General features: G+C 38.4%; 17 protein-coding genes. 6 read left to right on the plus strand and 11 right to left on the minus strand.

Features of this window, described 5'->3' with window-relative positions:
* Nucleotides 1-51: 51 nt before the first annotated feature.
* From ABJH98_RS11475 to ABJH98_RS11495, 5 genes are all read right to left on the minus strand, one after another.
* Nucleotides 52-1,149, minus strand: a complete 1,098-nt coding sequence (locus ABJH98_RS11475) for an AraC family transcriptional regulator (RefSeq protein ID WP_348307818.1) — start codon at nucleotides 1,147-1,149, stop codon at nucleotides 52-54.
* 48 nt (nucleotides 1,150-1,197) lie between these two features.
* Entirely contained in the window at nucleotides 1,198-1,941 is a 744-nt protein-coding gene (locus tag ABJH98_RS11480) for a LytTR family DNA-binding domain-containing protein (RefSeq protein ID WP_348307819.1), read from the minus strand.
* Nucleotides 1,942-1,951: 10 nt separating this feature from the next.
* Nucleotides 1,952-3,007: a histidine kinase gene (locus ABJH98_RS11485; RefSeq protein ID WP_348307820.1), complete on the minus strand. Its 1,056-nt coding sequence runs from the start codon at nucleotides 3,005-3,007 to the stop codon at nucleotides 1,952-1,954.
* Nucleotides 3,008-3,015: 8 nt separating this feature from the next.
* Nucleotides 3,016-3,726: a LiaF domain-containing protein gene (locus tag ABJH98_RS11490; RefSeq protein ID WP_348307821.1), complete on the minus strand. Its 711-nt coding sequence runs from the start codon at nucleotides 3,724-3,726 to the stop codon at nucleotides 3,016-3,018.
* Between the two features lie 114 nt (nucleotides 3,727-3,840).
* Complete coding sequence (locus tag ABJH98_RS11495) at nucleotides 3,841-4,608, minus strand: DUF5668 domain-containing protein (RefSeq protein WP_348307822.1); 768 nt, start codon at nucleotides 4,606-4,608, stop codon at nucleotides 3,841-3,843.
* Nucleotides 4,609-4,780: 172 nt separating this feature from the next.
* On the opposite strand from ABJH98_RS11495, the gene ABJH98_RS11500 reads away from it, so the two are divergent.
* Both ABJH98_RS11500 and ABJH98_RS11505 read left to right on the plus strand, forming a co-directional pair.
* A complete protein-coding gene (locus ABJH98_RS11500) occupies nucleotides 4,781-5,893 on the plus strand; it encodes a hypothetical protein (protein WP_348307823.1) in 1,113 nt (370 codons plus the stop codon).
* Between the two features lie 159 nt (nucleotides 5,894-6,052).
* Complete coding sequence (locus ABJH98_RS11505; protein ID WP_348307824.1) at nucleotides 6,053-6,538, plus strand: hypothetical protein; 486 nt, start codon at nucleotides 6,053-6,055, stop codon at nucleotides 6,536-6,538.
* A gap of 33 nt (nucleotides 6,539-6,571) precedes the next feature.
* On the opposite strand, the gene ABJH98_RS11510 is transcribed toward ABJH98_RS11505, so the two are convergent.
* Both ABJH98_RS11510 and ABJH98_RS11515 read right to left on the minus strand, forming a co-directional pair.
* A complete protein-coding gene (locus ABJH98_RS11510) occupies nucleotides 6,572-7,204 on the minus strand; it encodes a hypothetical protein (RefSeq protein ID WP_348307825.1) in 633 nt (210 codons plus the stop codon).
* A 125-nt stretch (nucleotides 7,205-7,329) separates the two neighbouring features.
* A complete protein-coding gene (locus ABJH98_RS11515; protein ID WP_348307826.1) occupies nucleotides 7,330-8,448 on the minus strand; it encodes a DegT/DnrJ/EryC1/StrS family aminotransferase in 1,119 nt (372 codons plus the stop codon).
* A 222-nt stretch (nucleotides 8,449-8,670) separates the two neighbouring features.
* Here ABJH98_RS11515 and ABJH98_RS11520 point away from each other — a divergent pair, with 222 nt between their 5' ends.
* Entirely contained in the window at nucleotides 8,671-10,989 is a 2,319-nt protein-coding gene (locus tag ABJH98_RS11520) for a family 20 glycosylhydrolase (RefSeq protein ID WP_348307827.1), read from the plus strand.
* Between the two features lie 10 nt (nucleotides 10,990-10,999).
* Here the strand turns inward: ABJH98_RS11520 and ABJH98_RS11525 are convergent, their stop codons facing one another.
* The 4 genes from ABJH98_RS11525 to ric all read right to left on the minus strand — a co-directional run bounded on the left by ABJH98_RS11525 (nucleotide 11,000) and on the right by ric (nucleotide 14,766).
* Nucleotides 11,000-11,548, minus strand: coding sequence for a hypothetical protein (locus ABJH98_RS11525; protein ID WP_348307828.1), 549 nt, complete (start codon nucleotides 11,546-11,548; stop codon nucleotides 11,000-11,002).
* Between the two features lie 133 nt (nucleotides 11,549-11,681).
* Complete coding sequence (locus tag ABJH98_RS11530; RefSeq protein WP_348307829.1) at nucleotides 11,682-13,184, minus strand: M28 family peptidase; 1,503 nt, start codon at nucleotides 13,182-13,184, stop codon at nucleotides 11,682-11,684.
* 70 nt (nucleotides 13,185-13,254) lie between these two features.
* The gene (locus tag ABJH98_RS11535) at nucleotides 13,255-13,956 is read right to left on the minus strand and encodes a sulfite exporter TauE/SafE family protein (protein WP_348307830.1); all 702 of its coding nucleotides are present in this window, start codon (nucleotides 13,954-13,956) and stop codon (nucleotides 13,255-13,257) included.
* A gap of 90 nt (nucleotides 13,957-14,046) precedes the next feature.
* Entirely contained in the window at nucleotides 14,047-14,766 is a 720-nt protein-coding gene (gene ric, locus ABJH98_RS11540) for an iron-sulfur cluster repair di-iron protein (RefSeq protein WP_348307831.1), read from the minus strand.
* 75 nt (nucleotides 14,767-14,841) lie between these two features.
* Here ric and ABJH98_RS11545 point away from each other — a divergent pair, with 75 nt between their 5' ends.
* The 3 genes from ABJH98_RS11545 (at nucleotide 14,842) to ABJH98_RS11555 (ending at nucleotide 18,624) form a co-directional block, all read left to right on the plus strand.
* Nucleotides 14,842-15,435 (plus strand): Crp/Fnr family transcriptional regulator, encoded by a 594-nt coding sequence (locus tag ABJH98_RS11545; protein ID WP_348307832.1) that lies wholly within the window; start codon nucleotides 14,842-14,844, stop codon nucleotides 15,433-15,435.
* A gap of 272 nt (nucleotides 15,436-15,707) precedes the next feature.
* Nucleotides 15,708-16,181 (plus strand): hypothetical protein, encoded by a 474-nt coding sequence (locus ABJH98_RS11550; RefSeq protein ID WP_348307833.1) that lies wholly within the window; start codon nucleotides 15,708-15,710, stop codon nucleotides 16,179-16,181.
* A gap of 88 nt (nucleotides 16,182-16,269) precedes the next feature.
* Nucleotides 16,270-18,624, plus strand: coding sequence for an ABC transporter permease (locus ABJH98_RS11555; protein WP_348307834.1), 2,355 nt, complete (start codon nucleotides 16,270-16,272; stop codon nucleotides 18,622-18,624).
* Nucleotides 18,625-18,697: the final 73 nt, after the last annotated feature.

Genomic DNA, 18,697 nt, shown 5'->3' on the forward strand with positions numbered 1-18,697 from the left:
TAGCAGTAAACATTAGCGTTCGGGTGGATACAGACGTACCCATTTGATATTTTAGTTGACTTCTGAAGTCTTCAAAAATTGTCGTTTGAGGTAGGCACTGGGTGTTCGTCCAACTTTTTCTTTGAAAGCCTTGTTGAAGGTAGTCTTGGAATTGAATCCCGCTTCAAACGCTATTCCAAGTAGGGTTTTGAACTCATGTTCTTGATTAGAAATTCTGTTCAATACATCCTCTACCCGATACCCGTTGATAAAATCATAAAATGAAGAATGGTAAACTTTGTTGAGTAGCCAAGACAGCTTATTTGAACTGATTTTTAGTTTATCCGAGACTTTTTTTAAAGTCAGATCAGGTTCTCGATACAGCGCGTGCTTCATCATCAAATCATCTAGCTGTTGAGACAGTTCACCAATTTCGTCACTGGCAAGCAATTCCTTATTGGCAGTACCTATTTTCAGTTTCCTGAAAATTTCGGGCCGACTAATAGCATTGTAACCCACAAAAACAGAAACCATTGAGATAGCCACCCAGGTATAATCATATACGGGTAAATCTGGAAAATAAGGTCTAAACACAAATACTGTTAACCATACCGCCAGAATAATACCTATGAGACCAAGTAATATGGAAAGGTAATTCGAAAACCGCCTACTCAGTTTTTGCTTATACAAATAAAGTAGTCTAATGGATGCGCCAAGATAACTTATATTTAGTGCTATCGCGGTTCCAACACATATTCGAAAATAAGTTTGAAGTTCTCCTTGACTAGCCATTTGAGTATATTCCTCAGAACTAAACTGAAAATAATAAACGACGCTGATCATATACACAATCGCTGGAATAAAATGCCAGAAAAAATGCTTCGGTAAATCAATGCTCGAATGAACAAGTCGAAAGGTATACAGCCACAAAAAAGGGCCAAACAAGTAGATAATCACATCTGGAATCAAGGTAATCTGATACATCCAAAGCCGTGGAAAATTGAAAAACATCAGTCTTCCTAAGAGCATCACCGACATCATGAACAATAAAAAGCTCAATACATGATTGGCTTTTTTGTTTCCATCAGCAATGGATGGCAAAAGCAATCCTACAAAAACACCTTGAAGGGCACCAAAAATTATAATGATATCAAAAATTGTTATTGACATGATCAATGAACAATGCTAATAAAAATTTCCCTTAATGGAAAAATCCCGTTACCAGCCTAACAGCTCCTTCAACTTGGCATAACCCGTAGCACTCACGACCACTTCATCGCCATTTTTGAGTTGGGCGAGGTGCGTCTCTTTGCCATACTTATCGATCTTTGCGATTTGAGAAACTTGGACAATTGACGAACGGTGGACTCTTACAAACTTCTTCGGGTCCAGCACCTGCTCCAGGTGTTTCATGGTTTGCTTTTTCAGGTGCTTGCCTTTGGCTGTGATGATTTCTGAATAGTCGTCTTGCGCAGCTATTCTAATCACGTCATCAGCCGGAATGATGTCTATTTTAGCACCGTCTTTTACTACCAAGCGATGAGTAGGTTCTTGGAGATAATCTTGTACTAGTGCTTCGGTAGCAATGGGTACTGTCGTCTTACGGATCAAAGTTTTGGCCTTCGACAAACCTTCTTCAAACCGAGCTCTATTATAAGGTTTGAGCAAATAGTCAGCGGCATGTGATTCAAAAGCCTTCAGCGCATACTGATCATAAGCCGTAGAGAAAATGATTGTTGGCGGCTGATCAATCAGTTCCAGTAATTCGAATCCGGTCAATTTGGGCATTTGGATATCCAGAAAAATCAAATCTGGGTTGTGAGATTGAATTAACTTGAGACCGTCAAAACCATTTTCCGCTTCGCCTACCAGTTCGAAATCTTCCTGCTCTTTTAGGAAGTGTTTGATCACCTCTCTAGCTGGTGGTTCGTCGTCAATGATGATTACTTTATAAGCACACATAGTTTTACAGTTAGTCTAGTTGTGGGATGGTCAGTTGTACTTTGTATTCGTTTTCTTCTTTATGCGTATGCAATAAATCCGCACTTTCATAAATCAGCTGTAATCTTCCTCTCACATTCTTCAAACCAATCCCTTTACCCTTGTGAGCCACCGAATCGTCTTCTATGCTGTTGGTGATTTCTATTTGCAAATGTCTATCGCTGTATGAAACTTTGACGACAATGGTACTAGCTGATGTACTTTCGTACACACCATATTTGATGGCGTTTTCAATGAGTGGCTGCAAAATCAGATTAGGGAGTTTGGCTGAGTCAGGAATGGCATCAATTCCTTCAAAATTCACTTTCAATTTATTTCCAAACCTCAATTTTTCAATTTCCAGATACAGCTGTATAGTTTCAATCTCCTGACTTAGCGACACCAGTTCCGTCTCAGAATGCCCAATCGTGTAACGTAAAAAGGAAGACAATTTCACAATCATCTCATGCGCATCTTCTGGCCTAGTGAGTGTCAAGGAACTGATCGAATTCAGACTATTGAATATAAAATGGGGATTGATCTGAGCTTTGAGCATACTCAATTCAGTTTCCTTCAAGGTGGATTCCATCTCAATCTCTCGAATCTGTTTTTCCTTATTGTTTTGGTAGAAAATCAAGAGATAATAAATCAAAGCAACCAAGAGATAATAAACCGCACCTAACGCCACTCGCCACCAAACATCCACAATTGAAGCCTGACGGATAGAAGATGCATAGCCCAATAAATAGCCTGTAATAAAATAGCTAGTAGCCAGCCATACAAAAATAAGCAACGCTCCTGCTGCCAAATGACTCATGATCGCATTCCATAAGTTGCCATCAGTGAGTCCCGTAAAACGGACGATAAACCAAATGCTTAGTCCAACCAATGAAAAACCGAGGCCATAAATAGTGGCTTCGACTAAAGCAGCTGACCATATCACTTGTTGTCCCCAGTGCAAGAGCATGGTATGGATGATGATCAGCATGAGCCAAAACAGCCCGTAAACGAGTAAGTGCTCTCTATTTTTTAGAATAGGGTTGATCATGGGTTAGATCAGTAATTTTTGATTTCCCCTCCACCAAACAACACAAAGCCTTTTATTCGAAGTTTTTTAGATGTTCCTGACTCGGGTGGTTTCACAAATTTTCGTTTGTCCACCAAAGCTCCAAATATGGCAGTCACTTCAAGCTGTACTTCCCAGTCAGAAGGAACAATAAACGTAAAACCACCAAATACAGCCAAAACTTCTAATACATGGTGACCTTCTGCTAATTTGGATCCTGTCATATCATAACTCGCTCCTCCAAATACAGCACTCGTTTGCCCCCCTTTGAATTGTTCAGACATGACCTTCACTTCGCCGCCGCCCATGATATTTGAGTCATTCAGATAATCAAAAGATTGGCCTGATGATTTACGTTTAAATTCAATTTTTCTTTTATTCAAAAGCATAAACCCTGCAGCTATCATCAAGCCAGGCCAAAAGATTCTACTCATCCCAATATTGATATGATACTCTTGCCAAACGAAAGTAGCCAGGATAAAATAACTGGCTATGCCAACCATCAGAATGCCTGGAAGTTTGTTTTTATTAGTGCTCAAGGAAATGAGTCCTATTATCAAAACAATGCCTTTCCAATTGAAAGCCAAATTCTCTATCGAGACAGGCAGAATATTAAAATTGGCCAACAAAAATGCACCGCCTATAATCACTAGGACTATGCCAATGAGGTTGGATCTATCTTCTATTTTATGATGTCTCATTTGTGTTTGGATTCTGATCTACAAGATACGACGAGTTGTTTGATTTTGAAAAATCACCCAGGCGTCGATCGACTCACTGGGTGATTGAGTATTGGATTATTCTGAGTTTATTTCTTAGACGTAATTCTTGACTTCTCCACCGCCAAATAATACGGTTCCTTTGATGAGTAATTCTTTGGTCGCATCCGTTTTTACGTCAGTTGTTAGTTTTCTACTATCGCTGAAGCCTCCAAAGATCGAAGTCACTTCCAGACGAACGTTCCAGTCTGAAGGGACTATAAAATTGGCTCCACCCATCAATACCAGTACGTCAATTTCTTGTGTGCCATCTGCCAAGCCACACTTACTGAGATCATAGGTGCCTCCACCCATGACAGCAGTGACTTTGCCTCCTCTGAATTTTTCAGAAGAAACCGCGATATCTCCACCTCCTAATACAGCGGTGACATTGATATGGTCAGCGTCATTGGGTACGTCATTATCATTGGAATCTGCGGTAAAAACATGAGCTGAAACTATCGGACTTTTACTCTTTCTACTCAAAATGACTAAGCCTATCACAATTAATAGTACAGGCCAAAAAAGCTTCCGTGTGTCATACCAGTGCCAGTCAAATTCATAAGACAAGACATCGGACATGATAAAAAAACCGCCCACAGCCATCAAAATGATACCTGGACTTTTATTTTCCTTGGTAGAAAGAAATACCAAACCTATCATAATCATAATCCCCTTCCAGTTGAATAAGTAATAGGAGATTTCATAAGGGATCAAGTCTAGATTATCCAATAGAAATAATGTACCTAAGGCTATTAGAATAAGCCCCAAGATTCCTGATCTTGAATTAGATGATGGTGATTTTTGTGATTTGCGTTGTGACATGGTTTTATGAGTTATTGATTATGATACAATTCTACGCCTGAACTGCAACACAGTATATACTCAATCGGTAAACCCGGAGATAATATCGGTGAAACCGGATTTCGTTCACCTTATTCCCTAAGGGGTTCTATATTGGGGTTTGTTTTTTTAATGAAACAAACCCAACAAACAAATGATCTTTTTGCGCTTTTCTATAGCCCTCATCATTCTAATCACTACAACCCAAAGCACGGCTCAAATACAAGGGCCTAAAGGTTTTAGTCAAGTATACAGTGAAAGACTAGATGAGCAGCACAATGCATTTAATTTTTGGTTAGGTAATTGGGAGGTGACTTGGAAGCGATGGGCTGGAAATGATGAATACCAACCTACCAACATTAGTCAACATCGTGTCTTTGCAGCGCTGAATGGAAAAGCACTGATTGAATTGGCTTATGAGGACTCTGTAGTCAACAATAGCAAAACAGCTGGATTTAGTATTCGCTATTTTGATGAAAATCTTCAAAAATGGGTGATGTTTCAGAGTTGGCCTGGGAAAAATAGAACGTCTTTTTCTTCGCTTCAAGGGATCCATCATCACAAAAGAATTCAATTATATAAAGATGGGAAAACCATTCGGCCATTTCGCGGTAATCCTATTGGCACCCCTTACATCAATAGATATACTTTCTCTGATACACACCAAGAATCATTCAGGTGGGAAAGTAGCATCACATTAGATAGCATGAAAACCTGGGCCACTTTAAATATCGCTGAAGGCACGCGTCTACCAGATTACACATCATTGATTGATGAGAACAAGCAATGGTACACGCAAGGAGACGGCTATAACTGCAGTGACAGCATTCTAACACCGTTACAACCATTTCTCGGTACCTGGAGTGGGGAAATCAGTTATAAAGAAGGCAATCAAAAAAACAAGTTCAAAGTAGAACGTGTACTTAAACCATTTCTTAGCAACTGCGCAGCTTTGGGCTATCAAATCAATTACAAAGATGGGGAAACACAAAAAGAAATCATTTTTGTAGGCTACGTAACTGGCTCAGATCAGTGGGTATTCTACACTCTCAATGATCGCATGGGAGAAAGCCATAAAACTTTCTTTACCAAACAAATGAGCGATGAGGTCATTTTCACCAAAAAAGATACACTTGGAGTAGTAAGTTCAGGAAATCTCAACACATTCAGTTGGAAAATCAACAAACCCAACGAACAAATCATAGAAGGAGCTATCCCAGACAAAAATTGGTCCTTTCGAATGGATTTAAAAAAGGAGGATGAGTAATTTGATATTTTCTAACTCAATATGAATTATTCTCAGTTGCACTTTTAATAACGTAAAATTTCGGAAAAAACGAGCCTACTAAATCGTAAAAAGTAAAGAATTATTATTCATAGATGCCATAATCTCACTAGATTCGAGCCGCATTATTTTTGAATAGGAATGACAACAGAAATACCTAAAATAAGTGGAAAAGAGGCAGATAGTATGCCTAATGAATTTGACAGTCGCGGTTTAGCAGTGATGGTATCCGTTTTCTTATTCTTTATGGCTGGTCTATTCTATGTCATCCATATTTTTCTTGAGTGGCTACAAAACGATACGGTTAGAGATGTCATATACTATGCTTTTGTTGGATTCTATTTGTTGATTTCGGTTTCTGCTATCAAAGGCACTGTTTTTGGCAAGGGTCTACCATTCGACAGTACATCGAATAAAATCAAGTGGTTTGTCCATAAAGTATTGGTCACTATTGCATTCCTTGCTCTATTCGGTTGTTTTTCTTACTACATGGTCGAATTCATCCACATGGACATTTTTGGATACCCAAACATGGATCGCTCTTGGTTGAGCATGATCATCACTTTTGCTTTTAGTTATTTCCCTTCTATTACTATTTCTGCTTGGATTAAGAAAAAAGTAGTGTAATACCAATAATGGGATTTAGTTTTCACAAAAATTCTACAAATTCTTCCCGTGTTTGATTAATCTCATTTCAATATCATTCGGAGATTGATAAAATTGACATTTTTTTCTTACTAACCCTGTCATTTCAGCATAAGATACAGTATTCACCCTAGATCCATGCTCATAATCTTCTTTTAAAGGATCAATTAATCCTCCAAAACTCAAACACTCAAAGGTTCCAGCAGGAACTTCGACAATAACTTGATCTGAAGTTAGCGCAAAATTGCCTACAGCTAATGGGTCATCTTTTGGACCAAAAAATGTAGTTACTTCTTTTGTTTCATCTAATGTGAATTTCAGCTCTCTACTTGGATAATGATAAACAGAATTTGCTGAGTCAAAAATCAAGGAATATTGATTCTGATTCAAAAAAGTACCCGCTTCAACAAACATTCTATGTCCTTCAATGAGCGTGTCGCTTTTAATGTAGACACTATCTCTTATGCCATAATACGACTCTTCTCCATTTGGTGTAATCTCATACCATTCGTAGACCCAATAATGTCCTACACTTAAATTCATAAAGCCAACGATAGAAGTATCTGTCTCGAAATCTGAGGACATATCATTTTCGGAACAAGCAAGGAGAGTTAAAAAGAAGAAAGTGAAATAGGTTAAGTTTTTCATTTATAAGGGATTTAATTTCACATTCAATTTAGCACTTTCATTCCTTCCTAAAAAAAATAATACTATTTAATTACAGTACTTGATTAGCCATTTCAACCATTGCACTATTTGCTTTTACTTAAAATTCACCCGATGATATTGCCTATCGACTCAACCACATGATCCTGCTCTTCCCTAGTCATTTCAGGAAAAAGTGGCAAAGACAATGTTTTAGCTGCCAATGCTTTAGCTACTGGATAGTCTTTTATGTCAAATTTATCTTGATAAGGGGTGAGCTCAGGAAGAGATAAAGGATTATGAATTTGGGTATCAACCCCTTGCTTGGCCAATTGCTCCTTCAACGCATTTCTGTTTGCTATTTGAATCGCATATATATGAAAGACATGTTGATGTTTGTCTTCTATTAGAGGAAGCGCTATAGGCAACTCTTTCAGTTGCTCATTGTAATATGCGGCTTTTGAAATTCGTGCATTAGTCCAATTATATAAATATTTTAATTTAACACTAAGTATAGCTGCTTGTAAGGTATCCATCCGACTATTTCTTCCTTCTCTTAGGTGCTGGTGTTTTGTTTTCTCTCCATGATTACTGATCAATCTACAGTTGCTTGCCAAAACCTGATCATTCGTTACAATACCGCCAGCATCGCCATAAGCCCCTAGATTTTTACTCGGGTAAAAGCTAAAAGCACCCAGATCACCAAACGAGCCTACAAGTTTGCCATTAAACTTAGCACCATGTGCTTGGGCACAATCCTCTATTATTTTCAAATTGTGTTTTTTGGCTATAGCCAAAATTTGATCCATCTCCGCAGGCCGACCATAGAAGTGCACAGGAATAATGGCTTTTGTTTTTATCGAAATTCGTCTTTCAATTTCTGTAGGGTCAATTGTGAACCTATTAGGTAACACATCGGCAAAAACAGGCTTCGCACCTACAGTACTAACCACCTCTGCGGTAGAAATCCACGACATGGCAGGCACGATTACCTCATCTCCTTCCCCAATCTCAAGTGCCTGAAGGGCTATTTCCAATGCATCCGTTCCATTGCCACAGCTTACGCAATGATTAACTCCAACGAATTCAGCAAAAGAATTTTCGAATTTTTCGACGATAGGCCCACCAATAAAATTAGCATTGCTCAATACCTCTGCAACGACGCCATCAATTTCTGATTTTATGGATTCATATTGGACTTTTAAGTCCACAAACGGAACATGCATAGGCAAATGACTATTATTCAATACAAGATTATCAAATTATAAATAAAGGATTTCATTTTCTAAGATTACTTTATTCAGCTCGTATTTAGCTCATAATAAAGATGAATAACCCCTCTTAGCTCCATTCCTATTCCATTCAGCTAAATAAATTCGTTCGTTCTCCATTTGTTTTTAGCCTTATATGATCAAAAAAAGTGAATACAAGTGAAAATAAAATTTAGCAACATATTAAGTCTTTGTTTTTTGGCTCTAACAGTCCTTGCCTGTCAGAGAAAATACAACCCTGCCTCCTATAATCAAGGGATCAACATCACGCCCAAACCTCAAGAACTAACAGTCAATGAAGGTCGATTTTCACTAAATAATTCTACTTTATTTGTTACTGATGGAAACACAGAGCTTGAACAAATAGCAGAATTTTTCACCGCTAAGATCAATAAATCAACGGGCTTTAAACTGGAAAATCAAAGTGAGCAAGCAGCAGACAACTATATTTCACTCTCATTGGATGCTGACCTAGAGACGAATGAAGAAGGATATATATTAGATGCTAATGCGCAAAGAGTTCTGATTCAAGCTACATCTCCAAAAGGCATTTTTTATGGTTTGAACACATTCATGCAATTGCTACCTGCCGAAATCGAATCAGAAACTCTAGCAAGAAACATAGATTGGACATTGCCTGCAGTAAATATTAAGGATGAACCCAGATTCGCATGGCGAGGATTTCATTTAGATGTATGTAGGCATTTCATATCAATTGATCAAGTCAAAAAGCATATTGACATGCTTTCTATTTTCAAAATCAACAAATTCCATTGGCACTTGACTGAAGATCAGGGTTGGAGAATTGAAATTAAGAAATATCCAAAACTCACATCCGTAGGAGCCACCAGAACAGAAGCAGACGGTTCTATCCATGAAGGATATTATACGCAGGAAGAAATCAAAGAAGTAGTGGCTTACGCTGCAGAGCGATATATTGATGTTATACCAGAAATAGAAATGCCTGGCCATGCGCTAGCCGCTTTATCGGCATATCCAGAGCTTTCTTGTAATGAAGGTACTTATACACCAAGAATTATTTGGGGAGTAGAAACAGATGTATTCTGCGCTGGAAAAAAGGAGGTATTTACTTTCTTAGAAGATGTGATTGAAGAAATCCTTCCACTATTTCCGTATGGGTACTATCATATGGGTGGAGACGAATCACCAAAAGACAGATGGAAAACTTGCCAACGATGCCAAGCCAGAATCAAAAAAGAAGGTCTGCATGACGAGCACGAATTGCAGAGCTATTTTATGAGCCGAATGGAAAACGTACTTCAAAAACACGGCAAAAAAATGATCGGATGGGACGAAATACTTGAAGGTGGAATATCTGATTCAGCCAATGTAATGTCGTGGAGAGGCGAAGAAGGCGGCATTGCCGCTGCCAATGCCGGCAATGACGTAGTGATGGCTCCAGGTGCATGGATGTACCTCGACAAATACGAAGGCGATTACAAAATTGACCCAGTGAGTATAGGTGGCTTGCTACCCATAGAAAAAGTATACAACTATGAACCAATTCCTGCAGATATTGATTCATCAAAGGCTCATCATGTACTGGGAGCTCAAACTACCCTTTGGTCGGAATATATCTATCAGGAAGAATTATCCGAATACCGAATGTACCCTCGAACGATTGCTCTAGCAGAATTGACTTGGACGGCAAAGGACCAAAAAAATTATAAGGATTTTGAACAAAGACTCAACAATCAGATGGTTCGAATGGATGGGCATGAAATCGACTATTATATCCCATTACCAGAAGGTCCTACTTCACAAATTGCCTTTGTAGATAGTGCCGTACTAACGTTTGCTACACCAAGACCAGTAGATCGAATGGTTTATACTTTAGACGGATCAGCACCTAAATTATCCTCTACTGTTTACAAAACTCCATTAGTCATTAAATCTGATGTAACTGTGAAAATCGCGTCCGTTTTACCACAAGGAAAAATGAGTAAAATAAGGTCAATAAGCGTCGAGAAACAATCCCTATCCCCTGCCGTTGTCACTAAAGACATTGCGACCGGTTTAGTCGCAAAAACAGCCTATGGAAACTTCCTTAGCACTGACGATATTGCCGACGTAGATGACTGGAGTGAAAAAAAGTTAGATTCTTTAAGCCAAGCAAATTCAACGCTTTATTGGGGTTTCGTTATTGATGAAAATAAATTTAGAGCTGAAATCATAGAAGGATATATCGACATTCCTGAAGATGGAGTCTATTTCTTTTCTAGCAATCAAGATCAAGTTTGGATAGATGACGCACTGGTGATCAACAATGACGGTTTCGTTAAACGATTCTCGCAAAACGATGGATCCAAAGCCCTGGCCAAAGGATTGCATAAAATCAAAGTCATTTATCTTAACAATGTCTATCGCGGATGGGCATCTGATTGGAATACAATAGAAGTAAAAATCAGAAAGTCTTCTAGTCAAGAATTCCAACCCATCGCTTCAAGCATGCTATATAGAGATTCTAAAAAAGAATTATTGACCAGCAATCAGTAAGCAGTTCTGGCTATTTAGCGGATGGTTCCAATGCATCTATTATATCTTGCATTTTGTTTCGCGTGTATTTGCCAGAGGTGTGATAGACTATTTTTCCATCTCCATCAAGAACATAGAAATAAGGAACATCATTTCCATCGAAATTCAAAGCTTTTTTGTACTGTTTCAGTGTGCCTTTGTAAAATAACACCAGATGTTGTAGCTCAGGGGCTACCGTCTCTTGCACCTTTTTCATCGTCCCCTTATAAGCGGCACGTTTGGCGCCTGTAAACATGGGGATAATGTACATATTTAGATCATATTCGAAGCTAAAAAATGCATTGGGATCAGGTTCGGTAAGGAATTGATTATATAGAGGGTTGAACCATGAGCCCAGATCTTTTTCGGATTTTTTGGAAAAGGCCAAAGCAATCAAGCTATATTTTCCTTTCAAATCAGAAGGGATATTCACTGTGTCATAGCGCAAACTTTCTCCTTCCATATCTGGAAAAATATCTCCCATTTGCGCAGAAGCAGCACTTACCGTCATGGTCAAAAGAATAGCTAGTAGATTTTTCATTTTAAAATGATTGAAGTTTAAAAATGTCAAAAGATTCTAATCACTAAACTAATCATTCCAACATCGAGTATGGTTAAATCTGAGGTATAAAAAAAGTCCGATGATTGATCATCGGACTTAAATTTTAATTTCCCTATTGCTCATTCAGAGCTGGCCTCTTATCTCGATTGACCAATTCCCAAGCTGTATAAAAAACTAGTCTTGTTCGTTTCAAATAGACTTCTTTTTCTATTTTCTCTACCGTATCCGTTTCTTGGTGATAGTCATCGTGCGACCCGGTAGTATAAAAAATAACTGGAATACCATTTTTTGCAAAATTCCAGTGATCTGACCTATAGTAGATCTGCTCTGGGTGGTTTTCATCGTTATATACGTAGTTCAATTCTAAATCTGTATATGTACTATTAGCTTCTTCACTAATTTCATGCAGCTCAGTAGAAAGCTTATCAGAACCCACCAGACACACATAATCCTTGTCATTGTAGTTCTCATCGTCATTCCTTCCGATCATATCCATGTTAAGATTCGTCACTGTATTCTCCAATGGAAAAACTGGATTGTCTGCATAATATTCGGAACCTAATAATCCTTTTTCTTCGCCAGTGAAAGCTAGAAAAAGCATGCTTCTTCTCGGTCCATTTCCGTCAGCTTTAGCCATGGCAAAAACTTCAGCCATTTCCATAACACCTGCAGTACCTGAACCATCGTCATCTGCTCCATTAAATATCTTGTCTCCTCTTCTTCCTAAGTGATCATAGTGAGATGTAACCACCACCAATTCGTCTTTCAAATCGGATCCTTCGAGATATCCCATTACATTTTCGGAAGTGATTTTTTTAACTTCTTTTTCTATCGAAATGGATACACTGCCTTTTTTAATTTTTTCAAACCCTGCATTATCCTCAGAAAATGCAATAGGACTCAGTTTTTCGTATGATTTACCCAAAATTTCTTTTACCAAACTTGGAGCTAAAAAATACATACCTAAAAAATCATTCTGCTCTATTCCAGTATCTACGGTCATTCTACCTGCTTCGAGGTATCTTCTATAAGAAGTCATCAATTCTTCTAGAATTTCATCTGTCTCGGTCCTTACAGCAATCAAAGCTTTTGCTCCGTTTGCAGCTGCGATTTTACTCGCTTTTCTTGTCGCTCTGTAGTTATTATCTCCTATCATCAAGACGAATTTGCCTTTCACGTCCACGGATTCATATCTTTCAGGCGCTCCATTTCCTACGAAGATTACTTCTCCAGACATTTCTCCAGCTGTTACTCCAGTTCCGACGAAAACATTCTTGTTGAAATTTTCATACTTTGTCTTTCCGATTTTCAAATAGGAACTTTTTGTTTTTGAGGAGACCAAAGGCACATTTTGATAATAGCTCATTTGGTCACCTTGCTTCACTGGAGCTTTTAGTCCTAATTTCTGAAAATGATCCATCAAAAGTGCGGCTGCCATTCTTTGGCCTCTTTCGCCTGTTTCTCTTCCTTCTAAGGCATCAGAAGCCAATATGTTGAGCTGATCCATTAGTCCTTCCACTGTAATGGAATTACCATATTTTTCTGCTAATTCAGATTTTTGTGCCTGAGTATTCAGTGCAACTAAGGTTAATAAACCCAAAAGTATCTTTCTCATAAGTTGATATTTAATAATTGCACGAATATAGAAAAACTGTTCGCGCCCAAATCAAATTTTATATTAATGGTTAAAAGACCATAAAAACGGCGGCCAAAGCTGTCATAACCATCACAAACCATCTAAAGTTCTGATCAGATATTTTTTTAATGACTTTTATTCCTAAGTAAGCACCAATGGCTATCATCGGCAAAACCATAAGATCGAGTAGTAAGGAGTCCCAAGTAATCGTCTGCCAACTCCAAATATGGAATGGTACTTTGAACCAGTTGACAGCCATAAAAAACCAGGCCGCAGTACCTATAAATTCATTCTTGGGCATGCGCATGGAGAGTAAATACAGTGCCATTGTGCTACCAGCCAGATTACCTACCATGGTAGTAAATCCCGCAGCTATTCCGAGAATCATAGCAAACCACCAATAATCAGGAATTTTGTCTCTATTAACTCTATCTAGCCAAACCATAATAGCTAGGCTCGCAAAGATAATAACACCCATGATCGTTCTAAATAGCTGATCGTCTATGTAATTACCCGTCCATGTACCTAACAAAACTCCAACTATGGCCCAAGGAAATAATTTCAGTAAATACTTCCATTCGGCATGTCGATGATAATAGCTGACGCCAAACACATCAGCCATAATAAGTAAAGGCAACATCAATCCACTCGACTCCTTACCTCCAAAAATGGTAGCTAATAATGGTACTGCTATCATACCTACTCCGTGTACGCCAGTTTTTGACATACCCACCAGCAATCCTACCAGCATAAAAATTGCTAATGAGACAAAAGATAAATCATACGAGAATAGAGATATCACAATCGCCAATTTTCTGGCGAAGATAGTTTACTCCATTCGTTATACTAACTCTAGCTCGAGTCTTTTAGCATTCTCAAATAAGATATTGTTTTCCAAATGAATATGGCGATGTAAGTCACTAACAAATTCTTGAAGTTTAGAGAAAGCAACATGGTAAGTATTACATGCATCCTCTGGTGGTGTAAAATTCTGAGACAACGCCGCTATTTGCTTGAATGCATCTCCTTCAAAGTCGTGCTCCCCCTCCATGGCCATAATCGGATTTGAAATACTACCGAAAGGAAATGGTGGCAATTGTTTATTGTTGGCTTTAGCATGCTCAATACTTTCAATGGCAGGAAACAAAATGAGTTCTTCTTTCTTCATATGATCGTATAGTGCGTCTGTGGCCTCATCAAAAATATCTCGAATCTGTTCTAATTCAGGATGTCCTTCTCCATGAACGATTGCAATTTTATTGAGTAGCCGAGATAGATACGGAACGGTATCTTCGATGTATCTATGATGTACATCTACTATGTGATTGATCAATTTTGTGCTAGTCCAGGACTCATAGGATTCGTCTACCTGATCTTTGTTGATCACAGCATTTAGCTCATTTAGTAGTACATCTAGATCCAGATCATGTTTTTCACAAGCTTCCTCCAATGGCACTTTTCCTCCACAGCAAAAATCCAATCCATTGGCACTAAATACTTGCGCCGCTCTATAGTCTTGTCTTACAATTTTGGCGATAGTTTCTTTTTTATTGATTTGCATGGTTTCGTTTATTTTTGATCAAAATTATGAAAGCCAAAGAGCTCAAATTATGACCTCAATCATAAGTGAAAAAAAATGATTAAATCAAGCATTTTACTGAAGGCAGGAGCGAAAAAAGTTCAACTTGATAAAGGAGAATGGGTTTTCAGGCAAGGCGACCATGCCCTGTTCTATTTTCAAGTTCTTAAAGGCCAAATCAAGATGAGCAATTTCAGCGATCAAGGTCAGGAATTTGTCCAAGGTCTTTTCTCTGACGGTCAAAGTTTCGGAGAACCCCCGCTTTTTGTAGATGTCACCTATCCCGCAAGCGCACTTGCCACTACGCACTGTGAGTTACTAAAATTAGGCAAAGACAAATTCATGACCCTCCTATTAGACAATCCTGATATCAATCTTGAAATATCCAAAAATCTAGCTAAACGTCTGCATTACAAAGCGGTAATGGCAACAGAAATATCAAGTCATGACCCTGAACATAGAGTACTTACTTTGTTGAAATATTTAAAAGCAGAAATGAATGTTGATTCCAAATCTCAATTTGCTATAGAACTTACGCGCCAGCAAATAGCAGACATGACAGGGCTCAGAGTGGAGACGGTCATTCGAGCCATTAAAAAAATGGAAACTGAAAATCTATTAGAAATTAAGAACAGGAAAGTCTATTTGTAGATTAATAATTGTAATTGGGGCAAATAGTTCATGCTATCTCCAAATAAAATATAATTATTTCAAGATCAAGTTTTAAGTATAATTGAACTTTTCATGAAAATTTTGACCTAAACCTATTCTTTTACAAGAATTGCTATTTTTACTCGGTGATAATATTCGTGAAATATTATCATATGGTTTAACCAAATCGAATCTTTCTAACCTTACCAAAAAAGCAATTGAAGAATTGCACTTTTATCATTTAAGCAAGAGCAAATAAAAACGATTCAGCTATGACTAATGTGTTCAGAACCCTCAGAGACGATGAAATTGAAATTGTAATGAACGCTCCTGCTATGGTAGCCATGCTTGTGGCTGGTGCCGACGATGATGTAGACAAAGACGAGATTGCTGAGGCCATCCACTACGCTACCACTGCTAAGCATAGATATGATATGTTGGGAGAGTATTTCGAAGATGTAGCTGATAAATTTGAAGATATTTTCAAAAACTACATTGCCGATTTGCCTACAGATTTGGATACCAGACAGCATACAATTACTTCCTATCTAAGACAGCTAAATTCTGTCTTACCTAAGGTAGACCCGAAAGTTGCCACACAGGTTCATCAGTTTTTGCTAGATATAGCTAAAGTAGTAGCAGAAGCTTCTGGTGGAGTTTTTGGAATTAAGAAAGTAAGCAAGGCCGAAGCGCAATGGCTTCCACTCGATATGATCGACAAGCCAGCTGACTATGAAATGATGTAATCCATATCATTCAAAATTTATTTCATCCTTTGCAACTTTTTGAGTTAGGTGACAATCTATAGTTTAGATGTAACCAAAAACTCAAACCATGTTCAAGCACAATCTGATTTTGACTTTTCGGAATTTCAAGAGATTCAAAAGTTCCTTTTTCATTAATCTTATAGGCCTGTCTACAGGATTAGCCTGTACCATGTTCATTTATCTCTGGGTAACGGATGAAATGAATACCGATAAGTACCATGCCAATGACGAACGACTCTTTCAGGTGATGGAGCATCAGCAATATGCTGACAACATCATGACTACCTGGTCTACTCCCGGCCTTTTAGCAGAGACACTCAAAGAAGAATTTCCTGACATTGAACATGCAGCTACCACTACCTGGGTAAACAAAATGACGCTCACTCATGAGGACAAAAACCTAAAATCAGAGGGGTGGTATGTTGGTTCTGATTTCTTTAATATTTTTTCTTACGAACTGATCTACGGTAACCCAAATCTGGTTCTGGAGGACAAAAATAAAATTGTAATTTCTGATGCACTCGCGCATAGAATTTTTGGTACCACTGAAGATCTGATTGGAAAATCACTTCAATTGAACCACGACGGTTCATTTTTAATATCAGGTATATTTAAAAAGATGCCGCCTACTTCAAGTACTACATTCGATTTCGTTCTCTCTTTTGAGAAATTCAAGGAAGACAACGATTGGGTCACAAGATGGGGTAATAATGGTCCACGAACCTATGTCACGCTAAACGAAGGAATATCCGCAGATGAGGTAACCGAGAAAATCGCAGATTTTGTAAAAACCAAGAACGAGAATACTAACGTCACACTTTTTCTAAAAAAATACTCTGATAACTATTTGTATGGAAGGTACGAAAACGGGCATCTATCTGGTGGCCGAATAGAATATGTGCGACTTTTTTCAATCATAGCTGTATTTATCCTACTCATTGCGTGTATCAATTTCATGAACTTATCTACGGCCCGAGCTTCACGAAGAGCCAAAGAAGTGGGTATTAAAAAAGCAGTAGGCGCACCTAAATCCACTATCATTGCGCAATACATGACAGAATCTTTGATCATGTCGTTAATCTCTTTCGCAGTCTCCATAGTGATAGTTTATTTACTCCTACCTCAGTTCAATGAGATTACCAGCAAACAAATCTCTAATTCATTTGACTTGAATGTAGTTCTTGTATTTTTTGCCATAACCATTTTTACCGGTATCATATCGGGCAGCTATCCTGCGATCTATCTATCTGGTTTCACCATCGTCAAAGTACTGAAGGGGGAAATGAAAGGAACTCTTGCAGAACTTTGGGCCAGAAAAGGATTAGTTGTTTTTCAGTTTACGCTGTCCATCATTCTGATCGTATCTGTGATGGTCATTTACAAACAAATAGATTTTGTACAATCGAAAAGCCTGGGCTACAACAAAGACAACATGATCTATTTTGCTCAAGAGGGTAAAGTGGAAAGCAATGTGGAGACTTTCTTAACTCAACTCAAGTCTATTCCAGGAATCGTATCCGCCACGAGTACGGGACATACGCTACTTTATCGCAACAACAACACATCTGGCTTAGAATGGGAGGGCAAAGACCCTGAAGCCAATATTCTATTTGAAAATGTCAGAACCAATTATGACATTTTTGAAACTTTAGGCATTGAATTCAAAGAAGGAAGGGCATTTTCCAGATCATTTGGCACGGATACGGCCAAAATTATATTCAACGAAGCAGCTATAAAAGCGATGAACATGCTGGATCCAATTGGCAAAAACATTACGCTTTGGGAAGAAAACAAGTTAGAAATAATTGGCGTGGTTAAAGATTTCCATTTTCAATCATTGCATAATGAAGTAAAACCGCTGTTTTTTATTCTTTCTCCTGAAAACACCTGGCATATCATGGCCAGAATACAAGCCGGTACAGAAAAACAAACATTGGCCGAAATGAAAGCCTTCTATGAGGAGTATAACCCTGGATTTGCCTTTGAATATGAGTTTATGGACGAAACCTATAAAGCACATTATGAAGCTGAACAGCGTGTATCTACCTTATCGAGATTTTTTGCCGGAATGGCAATTGTCATCTCCTGTCTCGGCCTCTTTGGGCTAGCAAGTTTCACAGCAGAGCGAAGACAAAAAGAGATCGGCATCAGGAAAGTCCTTGGATCTAGTGTGATAAATATCGTTTACCTACTTTCGACCGACTTCACAAAACTCGTAGGCCTATCCATTCTACTGGCTCTTCCCATCAGCTATTACCTGATCAGCGGTTGGCTGGATCAATTTGCCTTTCGCATCAGCCTAGAAGTTTGGTTCTTTGTTGGTGCTGGATTACTCTCGCTAGTCATTGCCTGGCTAACGGTCGGCTCGCAGGCTCTAAGAGCAGCCCATGTCAATCCAGCAGAATGCTTAAGAGATGAATAAAAATTTTGATTGATGGTTATATAAAAACGGCTGCATTATTGCAGCCGTTTTGTTTTTTTTGAGCTTTATTTTC

Source organism: Reichenbachiella sp. (assembly GCF_039969095.1).
Classification (GTDB): Bacteria; Bacteroidota; Bacteroidia; order Cytophagales; family Cyclobacteriaceae; genus Reichenbachiella.